The organism is Psychrobacter halotolerans (assembly GCF_039680845.1).
In the GTDB taxonomy this organism is placed as follows: Bacteria; Pseudomonadota; Gammaproteobacteria; order Pseudomonadales; family Moraxellaceae; genus Psychrobacter.
The window spans coordinates 350,769-369,078 of sequence record NZ_JBDKWD010000002.1 but is presented as its reverse complement, the minus strand read 5'-3'; the positions used below and the strand labels follow the sequence as shown (position 1 = coordinate 369,078).

Here is an 18,310-nt window from a genome sequence, read left to right as displayed (position 1 = left end):
TAATTTGAGCAGTTTGACACTGCTTAGCGGTCGCTGCTTGAGTCAATCAATAGGACTTCTGTCATGCCTTATTTGGCGATTTTTACGGGCAATGCCCACCCAGAATTAGCAAAAACCGTAGCCGATCATCTTCACATACCTCTTGGTAAAGCTGACATCACGCGTTTTTCTGATGGCGAAATTGCCGTGGAAATCAAAGAACACGTACGCGGTAAAGACGTGTTTATCATGCAGCCTACTTGCGCACCAACCAACGACAATTTGATGGAAATCATGATGATGGCCGATGCTTTGCGTCGTTCTAGTGCTGGTCGTATCACAGCCGTCATGCCCTATTTTGGCTATGCCCGCCAAGATCGTCGCCCGCGTTCAGCTCGTGTGCCTATTTCTGCCAAAGTCGTCGCTGATATGCTTAACATCGTCAGTATCGATCGCGTCATGACCGTTGATTTGCATTCAGATCAGATTCAGGGCTTCTTTGATATTCCTGTAGACAACATCTACGGCACGCCAGTATTGCTAAACGACCTACAAAAACAAGATTATGACAACATCATGGTGGTTTCACCTGACGTTGGCGGCGTGGTTCGTGCTCGTGCAATGGCCAAGCAATTGGGTGATACTGATTTGGCAATCATCGATAAGCGCCGTGCCCGTGCTAATGAATCACAAGTGATGCACATCATCGGTGATGTTCGTGACCGTGATTGTGTGATTGTTGATGATATGGTTGATACCGCAGGCACGCTATGTAAAGCGGCTGAAGCTCTGAAAGAACATGGCGCGCGCCGCGTTCTAGCTTACATCACGCACCCTGTCCTATCGGGTAATGCACTAAAAAACATCAGCGAATCAGCACTAGACGAAGTCGTTGTTACCGATACGATTCCATTGTCGCCGGCCGCTCAAGCTTGTAGCAAAATTCGCCAAGTGAGCATTGCACCGATGCTGGCTGAAAGCTTACGCCGTATCAATAACGAAGAATCTATTAGTGCCATGTTTGATGCCTAGAGGTTCGCTGTCTAGTTTTCCACCATTATTGCCATAATTTTTGATAGCAATGACAGTACTGATAAATGCTTAGTAATAAAAATAGAGCGCCAAGTGTCTTCACTTGGCGCTTTTTTGCTTCCTAGTTCGTCTGCTTAGTTTGCCTTCAGTTTGAATAGTCATTTTGCGTAGGTCTTTATTATTATTAGAAAACCACGTATAATGCGCGCCTGTGCTGACCGTTTCTTGATTTTATCCGTCAGCACTATCAAAAGTGCTGATCAAGCTCACTCCTAACATCGGTCAATGACTATCATACCCATCGTTATGACGAGCAAATGGCTAAGTTTTGACATCGTGATTTTTATCAATAACGCCAAATCTTAGCTATCATCACGTATTAGTGGATTGGTCGCAAATCCACTTTTTTATGACCAGACACTTCATCATTCTTTTTATAGGATTATATCCATGAGCATTAATCATTTTGAACTAAACGCCGTTGATCGTTCTGCTGAACTACAAGGTAAAGGTGCGAGCCGCCGCCTACGTAAGCAGAATCTAGTTCCTGCTATCATCTATGGTGGTAACGAAGAACCAACAGCGATTTCTATCAAGCTAAACGAATTGGTAAAAGCCCTTGAATTCGAAGCGTTTTTCTCGCACATCTTGACGATCACTGTTGATGGTGAAGAGCATCAAGCTGTTATCAAAGACTTGCAGCGTCATCCGGCAAAAGGCTTCCCAATGCATGCTGATTTCCAGCGCGTTGTAAAAGGTCAAAAAATCCACATGAATGTTCCTGTGCATTTTGTTGGTCGTGAAGAAGCGCCAGGTACAGCAGCTGCTGGTGTACTATCTACCCTAGTATCTGATATCGAAGTTATTTGCTTGCCATCACAATTACCAGAATATCTAGAAGTAGATGTATCTGGTATGGAAATCGGTGACTTGTTCCGTCTGTCAGACATCAAATTGCCTGAAGGTGTTGTGATTCATGAGCTTGAGCTAGAAGACGGCCATGACCGCACTATCGTTAACATGCAGCCACCAACGGTTGAAGAAGTTGACGAAGAAGAAGCTGACGACGTTGATGCTGATGAAGTACCAGCGACTGAGCAAGCTGATAAAGCTGAAGAAAACAAAGACGAAGAATAATCACACTGCCATCTCGCTACTTATATAGTAGTATGTATGGTCATTGAATTATTCAGTCAAAAAACAGCAGGTGATTCAATTCTCCTGCTGTTTTTGTAAGTAAAGTTTGAAAACACATTATCAATTATTGTTTTGACTTTATCCTTATTTATCACATTCAAGCAGGGTGTTTTTATGGCCATAAAGCTTATTGTCGGTCTTGGTAATCCTGGTCAGCAGTATATGTTTACGCGTCATAATGCCGGATTTTGGTTTGTCCATCATTTGGCTCAGCAATTTAACATTACCCTCGCCCCTGACAAAAAGTTTCACGGGGTGACTGGACGTGGGCAAATTTATGGGTCTGATGTGCGTTTATTGATGCCGCTTACCTTTATGAATAAGTCTGGTCAGTCAGTCATACCTATGGTCAATTTTTATGGGATCGATAACAATGAGCTACTGATCGCTCATGATGAGCTGGATATTCCTGCTGGCAGTATCAAGCTCAAAACCAATGGCGGACATGGTGGCCACAATGGACTGCGTGATATCACGCCTCATATTGGCAATGATTTTCATCGTCTGCGTATTGGTATCGGACATCCCGGTCACAAGTCAAAAGTGAGCGGGCATGTTCTCTCGAAGGCGGCGCCCGATGAGCAGATTGCCATTGATAGTGCTTTAACGGCATCTTTTGAGGCGTTACCCTTGCTATTGGACGGTGATATTGAAAAAGCACGCTCGCAAATTAACGGTTTTAAATTGCCTGAATAAGCCCTTATGTAAAGGCAGTCGTTTTTTATTTTAGTAAGTTAATCCCTATTAACCTTTTGATTTAATTAATATCAGCTACGCTAAGGAAGTAACCTATGCTACTTAATATGCTTAAATGCAAATTGCACCGTGCTCGCGTCACTCACGCCGAACTGCACTATGAAGGTTCGTGCGGTATCGACGGTGATTTATTAGATTTGGCGGGACTACGCGAAAATGAGTCCATCGATATCTACAACGTCACCAATGGCAAGCGCTTTCGCACTTACGTTATCCGCGCTGAAGCAGGTTCTGGGATTATCTCACTGAATGGTGCCGCCGCTCATATGGCAGACTTAGGTGATATCGTCATTATCTGTGCTTATGCCCATTTCGATGAAGTCGAAGCATCGACGTATCAGCCAAAACTGGTCTATTGTAATGAAGACAATACGGTCAAAGACACGGCAAATATCATTCCGGTGCAAGTGGCTTAAACGAAAAAATCTGCGAGCATAATCAACTAAACCGTTGACATTATTATCATTATTTTAAAAAACCCTTTATACTATTGTAAAAGCTGGATCTACGCTTAGATTCAGCTTTTTTTATGCCATTAGATATGGCTGACTCATAACTTTTATGACCAATGTTTGACAACAGATAAGGAACAAGACACATGTGGCTGGCGGCGATTGCAATACTGATTGGATTGGCAATTTTGGTTTGGAGTGCCGATGTTTTTATTGACGGGGCGACCACACTGGCAAAAAAGTTTCGTGTGCCTAGCTTTTTGATCGGTGTGTTGATACTAGGTATAGGGACATCAGCGCCTGAGATGGTGGTGTCGGTACTGGCAGCGATAGAAGGCAGCCCTGAGCTGGCGCTAGGCAATGCTTATGGCTCTAATATTATCAATATTGCCTTAGTATTAGGCGCAACGGTGCTGATTAGCCCTATTATCATTCGTAAGGCCATCGTAAAGCGCGACCTGCCCCTGCTGGTCATGATTACAGCCATCGCTGCATGGCAGCTACGTGATGGCGCACTAAGCTTAGTCGATGGCATTATCCTATTGGTATTACTCGTCGCGGTATTGGGCATGCAAATCGTACTCAGTTTACGTGAAGGCTATCACGAGCATGAAGAAGATATGGTAGCAGAAGGGCATGACACAGATCATCCCGAACAAAGTGTCGCAAAAGGCCTTGCTGGCCTGTTTATCGGTATGCTGATGTTGATCGCAAGCTCGCGTGCCATTGTTTGGGGTGCCGTAGAGCTGGCTACGTTTTGGGGACTGAGTGAGCTTATCATTGGCCTTACGATTGTCGCTGTCGGCACGTCACTGCCTGAGCTGGTATCAAGCTTGTCAGCGGCACGCAAAGGCGAGCACGATATGGCGCTTGGTAATATTATCGGCTCTAATATCTTCAATACCTTGGGCGTCGTCGGTCTTGCCGCTCTAATCGCGCCAATCACGGTTAACCCCATTATTTTGTCGCGTGACGTACTAACCATGGGGTTAATCACGTTATTGCTTGTGGCTTTGTGCCTTTTTGCTTTTATGACCAAACGTCAATTCGGCCGTCTTTCTGGTAGCACGCTGGTACTCTTTTTTGTGGGTTATACCGGCTGGTTGATCCAAACCGTCAATATGTAAATAATCATTTTTGGATAGCAATGGCTGAATGCAAGGCGGTAAATTTAGATCGCCTGTGCATTCAAGTTATTACAGGTTTTTCTTACGATTTTTAAAGCCGCTCCATAACCCTTCATGCGCCACTTTTGGCATTTTTAGGGTAATGGTGTTGGATAGCATGTCCTGTACTGCAAGTCCGCGACGATTAAACAAGCAAAACATATAATTAAATATCAAACCCAAAAAAGCACTGGTCAAGAGTAACGCACGCGACCCACCGACCAGACTACCAATAATGCCAAACAGTAATGGCATCAAACAAGCCGCCAAAATCCGTTTAAAAGACTGTCCCCACGTGAGCAGATGACCTGAATTATTTACCGTTTTTAATCGCCAGGTTTGCATTCCTAACGTCTGCCCACCGCGGCGCCAAAAAATGCCATAAAAGCCCACCAGCGTCAGTACAAAAGAAGGCGTCATAATGGCGTTTTGGTACCAAGTTGGTAGCGACTGTGCTTGTGAGGATTGCGAGCCGGTCTCCATAGTCAGCAGCGTGCCCACCACGGTAAGCACGGCCCCTACCAAAAACAGCAACGCCAAAATCAACATGCCATCATAAATAATCGCCACGACACGTGTCATGGGCTTTGCTATCGTCGGTTCTTCGTCAGGTAGTTGCTGCGCAGGAGGTGTACGCTTAGGCGTTGACTTATTGGTCGCTTTTGAGGGGCGTTTGGATAAACTCTTTGACATGGTACAAGCTCGTAGCAAGCAGTGAATAGTGGCTCTATTGTACCGTAATTCGCGGTCTTATCGTACCTTATCCTATGCTGTCATCCAACCATCTGAGCACGTCATAAAACAAAAACGACAGACATAAAAAAATCGCCAAATTGTCATAAGACAGGCGATTAATTTAATATTTTAGCTTAAAAAGCTAATATGCAAATGGTGCGCTTGGAGAGATTCGAACTCCCGACCCCTTAGTTCGTAGCCAAGTGCTCTATCCAACTGAGCTACAAGCGCGTATTTTGCATCTTATCCACTGCGTTGTTAAAAACATTTGCAGCAAATTAGGTTGGTCATTATATAGATAATATCGCTTGTGTCAATACTTTTTTTAACTAAAACAAAATATTTTTTGCTTTTAAAGTTAAAGAATATTTAACGACAATATACGGCGCTACTACTCTAATAACAACTGAATAAATGGCGGTGAAGGAGGGATTCGAACCCTCGATACGCTTACACGTATGGTTCCTTAGCAGGGAACTGGTTTCAGCCACTCACCCACTTCACCTAACGAGTTAAGACATTTATAAAAAATCTATAAACATAGTATTGATGCTAACAATACGTCTTATGTCGTGGGCGAGTATTATAACAAAGCCGAAACGAATTGCAAGCCTTGTCTACGGTTTTAATAAAGGTTTTATGATAATTATTTATTCGTTCCCTTTTTTACGCTTATAAAAAATCAAAATACTGATAAAAATCAGACCTATGCTCCATTCAGCTCCTTCAAAAAAAGCTTTGCAAAATTTACCTCTATTAGCCCCGCACTCTTTTTAAAATGAATCAATGATAAAGTCAGAGTCATTGGGCGCTCAATTATTTAAGCACGTGGTCTGAGCGGCTATGGCTTTTTTAGTGAGGGCTAGCTATAGTATTCGTTACTAATTTTGAACCGTAAAGGGATGTGTTATGCGACCAGTGGTACTGTGTTTCTCAGGATTGGACCCATCAGGGGGTGCTGGACTACAGGCGGACATTGAAGCCATCGGCCAAGCAGGGGCGTACGCGACTGTTGCTTGTACGGCAATTACCATCCAAAGCTCGCAGCAAGTGCTCGGCTTTGAGGCATGTGCAGCAGATTTGGTAGAAGCACAAGCGACGACTGTGCTCGACGATTTGCCCGTAGCGGTTATCAAATCCGGTATGCTTGGCACCACGGATAACATTGCGATGTTGACCCGCTTGTTTGCTGAGGGCGTTATTACTGAGGGAACGCCTTTTGTCTTAGACCCTGTATTGGTGGCCAATAGTGGCGGCAGTTTGGGTGACGAGCAAACCTTGGTGACCGCTTTTCGAAAGCTTTTGCCGTATGCGACCCTGCTTACCCCAAACACCCATGAGCTTCGCGCGCTGAGCGGCGAGCAAGATTTGCACATCGGGGCGCAGACGTTATGTACTCAAGGGGCTGATGCGGTATTGGTTAAAACATCGCATGATTTTGATAGCGGTGATATCAACCAATACTTGTATACAGAAGGCAAGATGGTGCATCAGAGCACGTTGCCGCGTCTCACAGGAGAGTTCCATGGTTCAGGCTGCTCACTGGCAAGCTTTATCGCGGGACGATTGGCGATGGGAGACGCGCTGATCGATGCTATTAAAGCAGCCGATAGCTGGATTACCCAAACCTTGCAGGCAGCAGACGTACCCCACCCTGACGACGCTAGCGCCCAATTGATTCCCAATCGCTTTGTCCGCGTTTAATCTCTGTATGGTTCTATCCATAAAAACGATTGCAAACAAGCCATACTATCATTCGTTCAATATGAAAGAGATACAATGAACATGGTGCTCTGCTGATATGAATTTTACTCGCTTGCTGTGCGCTCTGCATTCAAAAGGCATCGAAAAATTCTTACCAGCATCGCTGTATTTTTTAAAGTGAATCAGCGATAAGGGTGATTGACTGAAACGATAAACATAAAAAAAAGCGCTTTATATGAATAGAGCGCTTTTTTTATGTTTATCGTTTGATAGGTTTTTATGAGCGATGGCTTTTCTTTTACCTAACCCAGCATCGGCATAAAGTTGGCAGTCAGACCACCAATGAATATCTCAAGTAAGTAAAAAGCAAGAAAAGCAACCATTGGTGACAAATCAAGCATGCCTAAGTTTGGCGTGATACGACGAAACGGTGCCAAAATAGGCTCAGCCAGTTGCATGATGATACCGATAATGGGATGCTGAGATTGAGTAAACACCACAATCCAGCTGACGATAATAGACCCTATCACCAAATAACGACACAGACGCAAAAAGTCTAAGATGAGACTGGTTGTACCCGTAAAAAACAAGGGGACAGGAGCAATGCCTTTATGCATAAGCGCCGCTTTACCTGAGATATCAATCAGGCGAATCAAAAACATCAATACAATGGCGGCAATACTGATGCGACCTTGGCCAACGGTTGGGAAAATACGGCCAAAAACATCGACAATATGAGTCGCTTTATAAGCAGGAGCAACCATCGGATTTCGGGCGTCCATGCCTGCAAACTGTAGCATAAAGCGGATGAACACCAACATCATGGCGAAGGTGGTGACCAAATCAAAGATTTGAAATAACATGTTGTTCATGAAGTGCTACTCAATGTGACATTATTAACAGGTTCTAGAATGACAAATGTCATTATCAGAGGCTTAGTATGGCAACTCAAGTGCCTCATTAATAAAAATGACGCACATGACAACATTATAAATTATAAGAATCGTGCAGTTACTGGCTCATCTCTTTGCTCAAGGCTCCACTACGATCATAGCACGCTTGCATGGCTTCACCGATTTGGCGACCGATGTCATTCGCTTGCATTGATTCAATCGCCGCTTGGGTCGTGCCATTGGGTGACGTGACTTTACGGCGCAGCTCAGCAGGGGCCTCATCACTATTCAATGCCATTTTTGCGGCGCCTATCATCGTTTGTAGTGCCAGTGCCGATGCCTGCTCTGTATCTAATCCTAAAGCGATGCCTTTATCGACCATCGATTCAATAAAGTAAAACATATAAGCAGGCGCCGAACCGGACACAGCGGTCACTGCATGCATGTGCGCTTCATTTTCAACCCACATCACCAGTCCTGACGCTTCCATCACAGCGGTTGCCAACTGCTTTTGTTCCGTAGAGATATCATCCGTACCATACAGACCAGTTGCGCCCATCTGAATCATAGCAGGTGTATTAGGCATCGCACGCACGATGTTGCTATAACCATTCAACATATCCGATAGCATCTGCGTTGATAGGCCTGCTGCGACCGAAATCACCAACTGAGTGTTTAACGCATCAGCAAAAGCGCCAATGACCGCTTTCATTACTTGCGGCTTTACTGCCAGCACGATGATGTCCGCATCAACCACAGCGGCGGTGGCATCAGCGGTTGGATCGACGGTATTTAGTCCTTTGGCAGCGAGTTGTTCACGTATATCACTACTAGGATCAGCCACAGTGATTAAACTTGGCTCAGTGCCACAGCTCACAAGCCCGCTAATTAAAGCTTGCGCCATGTTGCCGCCACCGATAAAGCTGATTTTTTTGTTATCTAATACGGACATACTTGTCTCCTACTCAAAAAATTCAAAGGCCATCAAACTAACATAATGCCAGATAAAATGACACTCAGTTTATCATACTGCTACTGTTACCGTTTGATAAATTGATCACATCCAGCGCCGCTATCAGTTTCGTTAACGAGTAAATAAATATCGACTTTTAATTAACTTACCTGTTAAATTAAAACAATCTTTGCATAACTAGAGCGTTGGAAGAAGTATGTTTTTTATTCGTAAAGCCACACAAAAAGACGCCTCAGATATTGCAAACGTTCACTTTTACAGTTGGCAAGACGCTTATCGAGACCTCTTGCCAGCGTCTTATATAAATAAAGAAAACCAGCTCACCAAAAAAATTGCTCTGTGGGAGCAGATACTGCCTCAGTCTACTGTCGATGTTTGGGTCGCACATGATGAAGGCAACAAAATAATAGGTTTCATAGGCTATTATTCTCATAACAATTTTTATGAAATCACTACTCTATATGTTTTGTCTGATTATCAAGGCCAAGGTGTGGGCACAAACCTTATAAAAAGGTCGTTAGAGACACTATCAAAATTCAATACGAATGCCAGTTTTTACTTATGGGTCTTACGTAATAATAGTTTAGCTATTCGCTTTTATAGAAAAAACGGCTTTGAGTACAGCGGGGAAAGTCGTGAAGAACAATACGAAGATACCAAAATAATAGATATTAAAATGATAAAAAATACCAATACTCTAGTAGAGTAAACATAGTTGAACCACTATAAAATAAATAAAGCGCTACTGAGATAAATTTTGCGCCGCCTCTGTCTGCGAAGGCACAGCAAGCAAGAAAAATTTGTTTCAGTGACGCGTGATAATAGGTGATCCTTTTTTATTTAGGACTGACTATAATACTGATTGATCTACTCAACTGTTTGTACGCTACTTTTCAAAGCATCATCTCTATCACTATCGAGTCTTTTTATATTTGGTGATAGATGACTTTCCACTATCCAATGATTAAATGGCGATAGCAATAGTATCGGTGTACTTACTGACTCATTTTCAGCGTTTTCGCTATTTGCAGCATCCCCTGAATCTATACTCACCACAACCAAACTTCCGCGTAACCAAAATGGAATGCCTAAAGTCTGAAATAATTTCTTGCCAGCTTGTGGACGAGTAGACAGTGACGTTTTGAGGCGCTGTTTACGGTCTAATGGTGTTACCTTTAAAAAGGTTTGGCGTGGTTCGTCTTTGTCTATCGTCAAAAGCGACGCCAACATTTGCGGTTTAATATGTAATTGCCAAATAAAGTCCTTACTCATACGTAAGGGCATTGGCACAACCTCCGCATCATTCGCTTTATTATCATTCGCTTTATTATCATTCGCTTTAGTAACATTTATTGTAGAAGCAAGCGCGGTAGGAGCAAGTAACAGCTGTGTTTGGTCAATTAGTGGTGCTTTGAACCATGCCAGCCATGCCGCGCTCAAACGATAAAGCTGCTGGCGGTAGCGGCAAATGGTATAAGCTCGCTGACGACCCTGCCAAAATAACGCCGTCTGATGGTCATGATCGCTGCGTTGACTGAGGCGTAATACATCGTCTATCAGCTGCTTAGCAGGTGGCAGCGGCTCATCTTGTACCAGCCAATGATGCAATAGCTGGCGTTGCCGATACTCAGGTAGAGCGACTAACGCGTCAATATTGAGTACTCGCTGTGCCGGTGGCAATTGTAAGCATTGAACAGCCACTTGCTGCATGTCTTGTGCGGCTTGGGCTCGTACCGTTGCTTCTGCATCGCTTAAGAGCTGCGCACTACGAGCCATATTACTGACCACATTTGGATTAAATTTTGCTAATGCAGGCATAATGTCACGTCGCAGTCCACTGCGCACATTGTCGCCTGCCTCATTGGTCGGATCATCGATGTACGGCAGCTTTAACTGCTTGGCATAGGCGCTAATGTTAGCACGCTGAATGGTGAGCCAAGGCCGCCACAATACGACACGATGCGCGGCCTGCTTTTGTACTCGCCAAGGCTGCATACCCGATAAACCATTGACACCCGCGCCTTGCATCAGCCGCATTAATACCGTTTCCGCTTGGTCATCAGCGTGATGCGCCAATAGCAATACATCATCTTGGTTCATATGTTTGCGCATCACGCCATAGCGCGCTTGACGGGCGGCCTGCTCGTCATGACCGTCCACTTGCGCGTGCAGAATATGACAGGGTATTTGCTGCCTCTGCGCCCACAGCGCGATATGCGTGGCCCAATGGTGACTGTCCACTTGTAAGCCGTGATCGACATGCAAAAGCTGCGGCAAAAACGGCAAACGGCCTTGATGATAGAGCTGTACACACATCGCCGCGAGCGCCAACGAATCACGACCCCCACTACAAGCCAGCCAAACACGGCGACCGTGTAACTGCTTGCCATAGGCAGATAGACTACTCAATAATGCGTCTGCCAATGTTTCATCAGTCGGCAAATCGGCAGTTGGTCTAATAGGGTGCGTAAGGATGGCACTGCTGGTCATAATCAGCCTTATGTATTTAATGCTTTTGTTATTTTACGATAAAATAAATACAGTGCTACTGACATAAATTTTGCGTCGCCTCTGTCTGCGAAGGCACAGCTAGCAAGAAAAATTCAGGTCAGTAGCACGTAATAATAGATGTGGCTTCTTTATGTAGAGCTCTATGTAGAAATAAACATATACGAATGAATAGACATAAAAAAACGCGCCATCAGATGACACGTTTTTATTTTAGCATTAAGACTCAGTTTCTAATAAGAAAAGCTTGAACTCGGAAACTTTACATTAACTTATTAGCAAGGCAACATCACTTCTGAATTAAAAGACTTTAGCTTCTCGTAGCGTAGCTCGCAACGCGATTGTGCATCCAAATCTTTAATCTCATCCAGTTGCTCAGCGATTAGCGCTTTTAATGCATTCATAACTGGCTGCGGCTGGATATGAGCGCCTTCGCCTTCTTCGATGACAGCATCAATCAATCCCATCTGATATAGATTGATTGCATTGAGTTTTAACGCTTCACTGGCATCTTGCGCTTTTTCAGCGGTCTTCCACAAAATAGAGGCACAGCCTTCAGGCGAGATGACCGAATAAATACTGTTTTGTAGCATATTTACTTTGTCACCGACCCCGATCGCCAGCGCGCCGCCTGAGCCACCTTCTCCAATAATGGTGACGATGACAGGCACTTTCAGACTTGAAAACACCGCGATGCTTTCTGCGATGGCCTGTGCTTGGCCGCGCTCTTCGGCCCCAATACCAGGATAGGCACCTTGAGTGTCCACAAAGGTCATCACCGGAATATCAAAGCGCTCGGCCATTTTGACCAAACGAATGACTTTGCGGTAGCCTTCAGGATTCGCCATTCCAAAATTATGAGCAATACGCTCACGCGTACTACGACCACGATGCTGACCGATGACCATCACAGGCTTGCCGTTAAAGCGCGCCAGCCCGCCAAGAATGGCTTTATCATCGGCATAAGCACGGTCACCGTGCAACTCATCAAATTCGGTAAATAGCTGATTAACATAGTCCATAAATAACGGACGCTTGGCATGTCGTGCAAGCTGCACACTATCCCAGACAGTGCTCATAGACGCTTCCCTTTAATAGTTATACTCAATAATGTCATGGTTATCATTTTTTAAATAACATCGTTTTTTAAATAACATCGATTTTCAAATGATTCGGTTTTCAGATGATGTTGACTTTCATAAATAAAAGTACAGTTGTAAACTCAATAGAAGCTATAGTAGCACATCTTATATGCCATGACATTATCGACAAAGCCGCTTTTGTTACGCAGCTTTTAAACGCATTTATCACCGCCTGATTTTTAAGCGCTGATCACGTTTAGCGTTACGCCCCATTTGGCGAACTGATCGACTTCAGTATGAAGATCGGGCAGTAAGAAAGCATAATGCTCACTACTGTCGGCCACGGTGATTTGCCAATGACTGTCACCCAAGATTTCTAGTTTTAATGCTGGCAACTCTTGATCGCTACGGCTGTGGTGCGCCAGTACAGAAAGACGTAGCAGCAAGCATAAATGCACGAGCTGATCGCCGCCAATACTACACGTCTGCTCTAACATATCCGGCTTGAGCTTGCGACGATGATTGAGCATCAGCTGCGCCATACGTTTTTGATCGACTTGCGAGAATCCTGGAATATCTGAGTATTCAAGCAAATAAGCGCTGTGCTTATGATAGCTGCTATGACTGATTGCCAGCCCTATCTCGTGCAAAAACGCTGCCCGTCTGAGCAAATCGCCATCTTCATTACTAAGTAGCAGTCTGGACTTTACTTGCTCGAACAAATTGCGACTGGTCTTGACCACTTGTTTGGCTTGTTTTTTATCACCCGAATAACGCTTAATTAAGGCCAATACACTGCGATCTCGCACATCTTCGCTGGCAAAACGGCCAAGCATGTCATACATGACGCCTTCGCGTAATGCGCCGTCTGAATAACTGATGGTATCAATACCCAATACTTGCATCACCGCCCGTAGCACGGCCACGCCCGCTGGAAATATCGCTTTACGATGCTCTTTAACGCCTTCTAGATTAATATCGTTTACATTGCCAGTTTTGATCAGTAGTTTTTCAAGGTTTTTGACGCCTTTATAAGTGATACATTCTTGCTCATCGGCCCAGCCTTTTGAGACGAGCACATTGCGCACCGCCTTAATCGTACCACTAGAGCCGACCACACTACTCCAGCCCGTTTTTTGATAACGACCATTGATCGCCAGCACCTCTTTGCGCGCCCCTGAAATAGCACTGTTGAAAGCCTCTTTGGTGATCAGACCATCAGCAAAATACTTTTGGGTAAAGGCGACACAGCCCATTTGCAAACTTTCCGTCAATAATGGATCGAACTCTTGACCAATAATGAATTCAGTCGAACCGCCGCCAATATCAATAACCAAGCGCTTGTCGCTACTGGCATTGGTGTGAGAGACACCTAAATAAATCAGTCGAGCCTCTTCGCGTCCAGCAATAATCTCAATAGGCTTTGGCAAAATCTTATTGGCTTGCGCGATGAAGTCATTGGCATTTTTGGCTTGTCGTAATGCGTTCGTCGCCACCACACGCAAGCGTTCAGGCGGCACTGAATCCAAGCGAGCAATAAAACGGCTCAAGCATTCAAGACCACGCTTCTCAGCCGCTGCACTCAAAATATTGTTTTCATCCAAGCCCGCGGCAAGCTGAACCTTTTCGGACATAGAGACGACTTTTCTTACCTCGCCATGATCAAGACGGGCAATGGCTAAATGAAAACTGTTCGAACCGATATCAATGGCTGCCATCAACTCATCATCGGTGAGTGTTGGATTTTTCAGGTGGTCAGTAGGCATAAGAGAGGTCGTTACCATGTCAGATAAATAGGAAAGATAGGAGTAAAAATTCGGCAATGGATAGGTAGAAAAACCACAGAAATGCAAAAAACAGACACACACCAAAATATCTGTGCAAGCCTGTGCAGTGGTCACCATTAAAGCATTAATGCCAAAAACTGGCAAGTGACTCAAGCGCCTAGCCGCAACCTAAACACACCATTAATAAAATCACAAACGTGTGCTCAATATCAGGTACTTGTATTCAGCATATTGCTTTGCTACATTAAAAGCCTTCTATTTTATAATAAATAACAGTGACTTACTGGTTTTTAACCCTATAACGCACTCATAAAAATCGTTATTATAACTATTAAAAGAGGTACATAAATAAAAGATGCACACAAACTTTTTCTGCTTTTAACATGACAAGCAATCAGCAAGGACGCTAGATATGAACGCCACCGACACACAGAACCCGACCAAAACGGCGAATGAGACAGCAGATACTCATTCTACCGCGAACCCCAACCCTATTAGAGACGTCACCAAAACCAATCCCGCAACCGAACAAAAATTTTATGATTTTTATTTGGATGAGCATCAAAACATGGCTTGTCGCCGCTTACACTTCGCTGGCAGTAGTTTTGGCTTATTGGGACTGGCAAAATCGATCAAAAACCGCTCGCCTGCCCCTTTGCTCAAAGGTATTGCTGCTGGCTATGCTTGCGCTTGGATCGGTCATTTTTTCTTTGAAAAAAATAAGCCTGCCTCTTTTAAATCGCCTATCAAAAGCTTTGCCAGCGATTTTCGTATGTATGGCGATGTGCTACGCGGCAATCTAAGTTTAAAAGACCGCAAATACGACAAAGCCAGAAAAACCCATTAAGTCCTTACCTTTATTCCAGACACCAAAAAGCCAGCACCGTAATAGATTGACTGGTGCTGGCTTTTTTTCACAGTCACAACGTTAAATGATTACTTATTTGCCATTTCTGCAAAAATCTCATCGGCGGCTTTAATCGACGCATCAATGTCTTGTTCGCTGTGTTTGATAGACATAAAACCTGCTTCATAAGCAGAGGGTGCCAGATAAATACCGCGATCGAGCATACCGTGGAAGAACGTATTAAACACATCCATGTCACACTCGGTGACTTCATCAAAGTTCTTTGGCGCATCGGTGTTAGCGTCTTTAACAAAGAACATCCCAAACATACCGCCCAATCTATTGGTGCGAAGGTTGATGCCATGCTTGTCAGCAGCGGCTTGAAAACCCTCGATCAGTTTGTCTACTTTTGCAGAAAGCTCATCATAAAAACCATCAACGGTTAAGTCTTCAAACATGGCGATACCAGCACGCATTGCCAGTGGATTGCCGGATAACGTACCCGCTTGGTAAACGCCGCCAAGGGGTGCAATGCACGACATGACTTCTTTTTTACCACCAAATGCCCCGACTGGTAGACCTGCGCCAATGATTTTACCAAAGCACGTCAAATCCGGTGTGATACCGAAATGGGCTTGTGCGCCGCCCAATCCAACCCGAAAACCTGTCATAACCTCATCAAAGATAAGCACTGCGTCATTGGCGGTGCATTCTGCGCGCAAGGTATCGTGAAACTCTTGCGTTGGAATAACCATGTTCATGTTGCCCGCGATAGGCTCCAAAATCACACAAGCAATCTCTTCGCCCCATTTGGCAAAACAATCTTTGATCGCTTGTGGATCATTATAAGGAATGGTGATGGTGTGCTTGGCAAAATCGGCGGGCACACCTTTTGACGTCGGCTCACCGATATCGAGCATGCCTGAGCCTGCTTTTACCAACAAACTGTCTGAATGCCCGTGATAACAACCTTCGAATTTGACAATTTTATCACGCTGAGTATAGCCACGTGCCAGACGAATCGCGCTCATGGTCGCCTCTGTACCGGAGCTGGTCATACGTACCATCTCAACGCTAGGCACGATCTCGCAAATCTTATCAGCAACGGTCGTTTCAAACGGCGTTGGCGTCCCAAAGCTCAAACCATCGTCAGCCGCCTTTTTAACGGCATCAATCACCTTTGGATGGGCATGACCCAAAATCATGGGCCCCCAAGAGCCGACATAATCGATGTACGCATTGTCTTCAGTGTCATAGATTTTGCTGCCATTGGCACGGTGCATAAAGATAGGTGTACCGCCAACGCCAGCAAAAGCGCGGACTGGTGAGTTAACGCCGCCTGGAATGTGTTTGCGAGCTTGCGCAAAGAGCTGTTCGTTTTTTGTGCTCATAGTTATTCTCTGATTGTGGGTCTTTGTTATTTTATATAGTTAGCCCTAAATAAAAAAAGACATACCCATTACCACGCGCTACTTAAACACATTTTTCTTGTTAGCTGTACTGTCGCAGACAAAAGCTAAGCAATATTTATCTCAGTAGCGCTGTACTTATTTTTAAAATGGATTAACTATATCGATACGTCTTATTTACTGGTGATAAAATCTTGGGCTTCAATACCATTGCAACTGAATGGTTTACGTTTGCTTTTTTCTATCAGTGAGGGTCATCTTCATTAGGCTTTTTTGACCACAGAGGATTTGAGTTTCATTGGGCCATAGCCATCAAGCTTACAATCGATATCGTGACCATCAGACGCGTCTGGCAACAAACGAATGCTTTTTGCTTTGGTGCCGACTTTGATGACGATTGAGGAGCCTTTGACTTTTAAATCTTTTATCACCGTTACCGCGTCACCGTCTTGTAACTCGTTGCCCACCGCGTCACGAATGACAGCATCTTGGTCTTCAGCTTGCGCCGCATCCGTTTCAGCCGCCGTCCACTCATGAGCGCACATAGGACATACCAGTAACGCACCGTCTTCATACGTATATTCAGCATCACATTTTGGGCAATTGGGTAAGCTCATCATAACCTCGGCAGCATCATAGTTAAGTTAGTTATACAGCCAACATTGTACCGTAACTCGCCATCTTTAACCAATGTGTAAGGTTGAAAACTGGCGGACCTCCCCAAGTTATGTCATAGCGATGACATTTTTTAAGACTGGGGGTTTTGTGGTACGCTTCTTAGCGGCACTCAGAGCTATTTTCACTGGTTTTTATCATGGAATTGAAGACGCATCGACCGTTTGAAATAAAATCGATACGTTAATAATCGCGTGCGATTGGAATGAATTTTTGCCACCTCTGCATTAGCAGCACGCAAAAACTTATATCAGTCGCATTGTATGTTTTTGATAAGTCATCTCCGTTATAAGGATAATAATAATGACACCTGCTTCGAATACACCAGCACTGCCGCAGTTCGCCCAATTAACCATCCAAGGTGAAGACGCCGAAAAATTCCTCCAAGGTCAGTTAACGTGCGATGTCACCAAGCTCGGACTCAGCTATCAAGCCGCTGCTATCTGCAACTTAAAAGGTCGGATTGAATTTGGTATTTGGATTAAAAAACAAGCCGAAAAACAATATGACGTGGTCATTAGCGCCGATTGTGCGGATGCCTTACAAGCGCATTTAAAAAAGTTTGGCGCCTTCTCCAAATTTGATACCAGTGAATCGATCACCATTTATCCTTGCGTGCTAGCAGATGAGCCGACTTTCAGTCATAAAGCGGATCATAATACGCCCGACGACACCAAGGCTTGGATGCAATGCAGTATCGCCACTGGTAATTACTGGATCGTCGCGGCGACCCAAGGCGAATTTCAGCCACAAGAACTACGTCTGCATCAGCGCGGCGGTATGGACTATGATAAAGGCTGCTATCTGGGTCAAGAAGTCATTGCCCGTATCTACTTTAAGTCAGCACCCAAAGCGTTTTTGCACTATGTAAAAGGCTCGGATGTAAAAAACGCAGATGTAAAAGACTCAGCTACAACGCCGACAGCAGGGGAGAAACTCGATAAAGCCCAAGTGGTCAATACGGTAGCGACGGCTGATGGCTTTGAGGCACTCGTGGTGGCTCGTCCAGAACATCTTGCCGAAAGTGAGCTGACGGTATTGGATCTACCACCAGCCTTGCAAGCCGACGTCGCTCGCGCAAAATAAAGCCCGATGATAAGCAACTTTCTTATGTA

Annotated in this window: 17 protein-coding genes and 2 tRNA genes; 9 read left to right on the top strand and 10 right to left on the bottom strand. The window is 44.6% G+C overall.

Annotation, left to right across the window (positions count from 1 at the left end; genetic code table 11):
• Nucleotides 1-63 precede the first annotated feature (63 nt).
• From AAJP47_RS05250 to AAJP47_RS05230, 5 genes are all read left to right on the top strand, one after another.
• On the top strand, nucleotides 64-1,011 hold the full coding sequence (locus AAJP47_RS05250; protein WP_346716850.1) for a ribose-phosphate pyrophosphokinase: 948 nt from the start codon (nucleotides 64-66) through the stop codon (nucleotides 1,009-1,011).
• Nucleotides 1,012-1,461: 450 nt separating this feature from the next.
• Nucleotides 1,462-2,148 carry a 50S ribosomal protein L25/general stress protein Ctc gene (locus AAJP47_RS05245; protein WP_346716849.1) on the top strand — a complete coding sequence of 229 codons (687 nt, stop codon included), beginning with the start codon at nucleotides 1,462-1,464 and terminating at the stop codon, nucleotides 2,146-2,148.
• A 174-nt stretch (nucleotides 2,149-2,322) separates the two neighbouring features.
• Nucleotides 2,323-2,904: an aminoacyl-tRNA hydrolase gene (gene pth / locus AAJP47_RS05240; protein ID WP_346716848.1), complete on the top strand. Its 582-nt coding sequence runs from the start codon at nucleotides 2,323-2,325 to the stop codon at nucleotides 2,902-2,904.
• Nucleotides 2,905-2,999: 95 nt separating this feature from the next.
• The gene (gene panD, locus AAJP47_RS05235; RefSeq protein WP_346716847.1) at nucleotides 3,000-3,380 is read left to right on the top strand and encodes an aspartate 1-decarboxylase; all 381 of its coding nucleotides are present in this window, start codon (nucleotides 3,000-3,002) and stop codon (nucleotides 3,378-3,380) included.
• 182 nt (nucleotides 3,381-3,562) lie between these two features.
• Nucleotides 3,563-4,543, top strand: coding sequence for a calcium/sodium antiporter (locus tag AAJP47_RS05230; RefSeq protein WP_346716846.1), 981 nt, complete (start codon nucleotides 3,563-3,565; stop codon nucleotides 4,541-4,543).
• 69 nt (nucleotides 4,544-4,612) lie between these two features.
• Here the strand turns inward: AAJP47_RS05230 and AAJP47_RS05225 are convergent, their stop codons facing one another.
• From AAJP47_RS05225 to AAJP47_RS05215, 3 genes are all read right to left on the bottom strand, one after another.
• On the bottom strand, nucleotides 4,613-5,275 hold the full coding sequence (locus AAJP47_RS05225) for an RDD family protein (protein ID WP_346716845.1): 663 nt from the start codon (nucleotides 5,273-5,275) through the stop codon (nucleotides 4,613-4,615).
• A 196-nt stretch (nucleotides 5,276-5,471) separates the two neighbouring features.
• Nucleotides 5,472-5,548: transfer RNA gene (locus AAJP47_RS05220), tRNA-Arg, on the bottom strand.
• Nucleotides 5,549-5,732: 184 nt separating this feature from the next.
• Nucleotides 5,733-5,822: transfer RNA gene (locus AAJP47_RS05215), tRNA-Ser, on the bottom strand.
• A 404-nt stretch (nucleotides 5,823-6,226) separates the two neighbouring features.
• Here AAJP47_RS05215 and AAJP47_RS05210 point away from each other — a divergent pair.
• Nucleotides 6,227-7,021 carry a hydroxymethylpyrimidine/phosphomethylpyrimidine kinase gene (locus tag AAJP47_RS05210; protein WP_346716844.1) on the top strand — a complete coding sequence of 265 codons (795 nt, stop codon included), beginning with the start codon at nucleotides 6,227-6,229 and terminating at the stop codon, nucleotides 7,019-7,021.
• Nucleotides 7,022-7,323: 302 nt separating this feature from the next.
• Here AAJP47_RS05210 and AAJP47_RS05205 read toward each other — a convergent pair whose 3' ends face one another.
• Together AAJP47_RS05205 and proC are read right to left on the bottom strand one after the other, a co-directional pair.
• On the bottom strand, nucleotides 7,324-7,884 hold the full coding sequence (locus tag AAJP47_RS05205; protein WP_346716843.1) for a YggT family protein: 561 nt from the start codon (nucleotides 7,882-7,884) through the stop codon (nucleotides 7,324-7,326).
• 148 nt (nucleotides 7,885-8,032) lie between these two features.
• The gene (proC, locus tag AAJP47_RS05200; protein ID WP_346716842.1) at nucleotides 8,033-8,866 is read right to left on the bottom strand and encodes a pyrroline-5-carboxylate reductase; all 834 of its coding nucleotides are present in this window, start codon (nucleotides 8,864-8,866) and stop codon (nucleotides 8,033-8,035) included.
• Between the two features lie 217 nt (nucleotides 8,867-9,083).
• Here proC and AAJP47_RS05195 point away from each other — a divergent pair, with 217 nt between their 5' ends.
• Entirely contained in the window at nucleotides 9,084-9,596 is a 513-nt protein-coding gene (locus AAJP47_RS05195; RefSeq protein ID WP_346716841.1) for a GNAT family N-acetyltransferase, read from the top strand.
• A gap of 158 nt (nucleotides 9,597-9,754) precedes the next feature.
• Here the strand turns inward: AAJP47_RS05195 and tilS are convergent, their stop codons facing one another.
• From tilS to ppx, 3 genes are all read right to left on the bottom strand, one after another.
• Nucleotides 9,755-11,377, bottom strand: a complete 1,623-nt coding sequence (gene tilS / locus AAJP47_RS05190) for a tRNA lysidine(34) synthetase TilS (protein ID WP_346716840.1) — start codon at nucleotides 11,375-11,377, stop codon at nucleotides 9,755-9,757.
• 293 nt (nucleotides 11,378-11,670) lie between these two features.
• Nucleotides 11,671-12,474 (bottom strand): acetyl-CoA carboxylase carboxyltransferase subunit alpha, encoded by an 804-nt coding sequence (locus tag AAJP47_RS05185; RefSeq protein ID WP_346716839.1) that lies wholly within the window; start codon nucleotides 12,472-12,474, stop codon nucleotides 11,671-11,673.
• A 242-nt stretch (nucleotides 12,475-12,716) separates the two neighbouring features.
• Nucleotides 12,717-14,243 carry an exopolyphosphatase gene (ppx, locus tag AAJP47_RS05180; protein WP_346716838.1) on the bottom strand — a complete coding sequence of 509 codons (1,527 nt, stop codon included), beginning with the start codon at nucleotides 14,241-14,243 and terminating at the stop codon, nucleotides 12,717-12,719.
• Between the two features lie 433 nt (nucleotides 14,244-14,676).
• On the opposite strand from ppx, the gene AAJP47_RS05175 reads away from it, so the two are divergent.
• Nucleotides 14,677-15,111 carry an Mpo1-like protein gene (locus AAJP47_RS05175; protein ID WP_346716837.1) on the top strand — a complete coding sequence of 145 codons (435 nt, stop codon included), beginning with the start codon at nucleotides 14,677-14,679 and terminating at the stop codon, nucleotides 15,109-15,111.
• Between the two features lie 89 nt (nucleotides 15,112-15,200).
• Here AAJP47_RS05175 and hemL read toward each other — a convergent pair whose 3' ends face one another.
• Nucleotides 15,201-16,502, bottom strand: coding sequence for a glutamate-1-semialdehyde 2,1-aminomutase (gene hemL / locus AAJP47_RS05170; RefSeq protein ID WP_346716836.1), 1,302 nt, complete (start codon nucleotides 16,500-16,502; stop codon nucleotides 15,201-15,203).
• Between the two features lie 281 nt (nucleotides 16,503-16,783).
• Nucleotides 16,784-17,137 (bottom strand): zinc ribbon domain-containing protein YjdM, encoded by a 354-nt coding sequence (locus tag AAJP47_RS05165; protein WP_346716835.1) that lies wholly within the window; start codon nucleotides 17,135-17,137, stop codon nucleotides 16,784-16,786.
• A gap of 361 nt (nucleotides 17,138-17,498) precedes the next feature.
• On the opposite strand from AAJP47_RS05165, the gene ygfZ reads away from it, so the two are divergent.
• A complete protein-coding gene (gene ygfZ / locus AAJP47_RS05160) occupies nucleotides 17,499-18,281 on the top strand; it encodes a CAF17-like 4Fe-4S cluster assembly/insertion protein YgfZ (protein WP_346716834.1) in 783 nt (260 codons plus the stop codon).
• Nucleotides 18,282-18,310 lie beyond the last annotated feature (29 nt).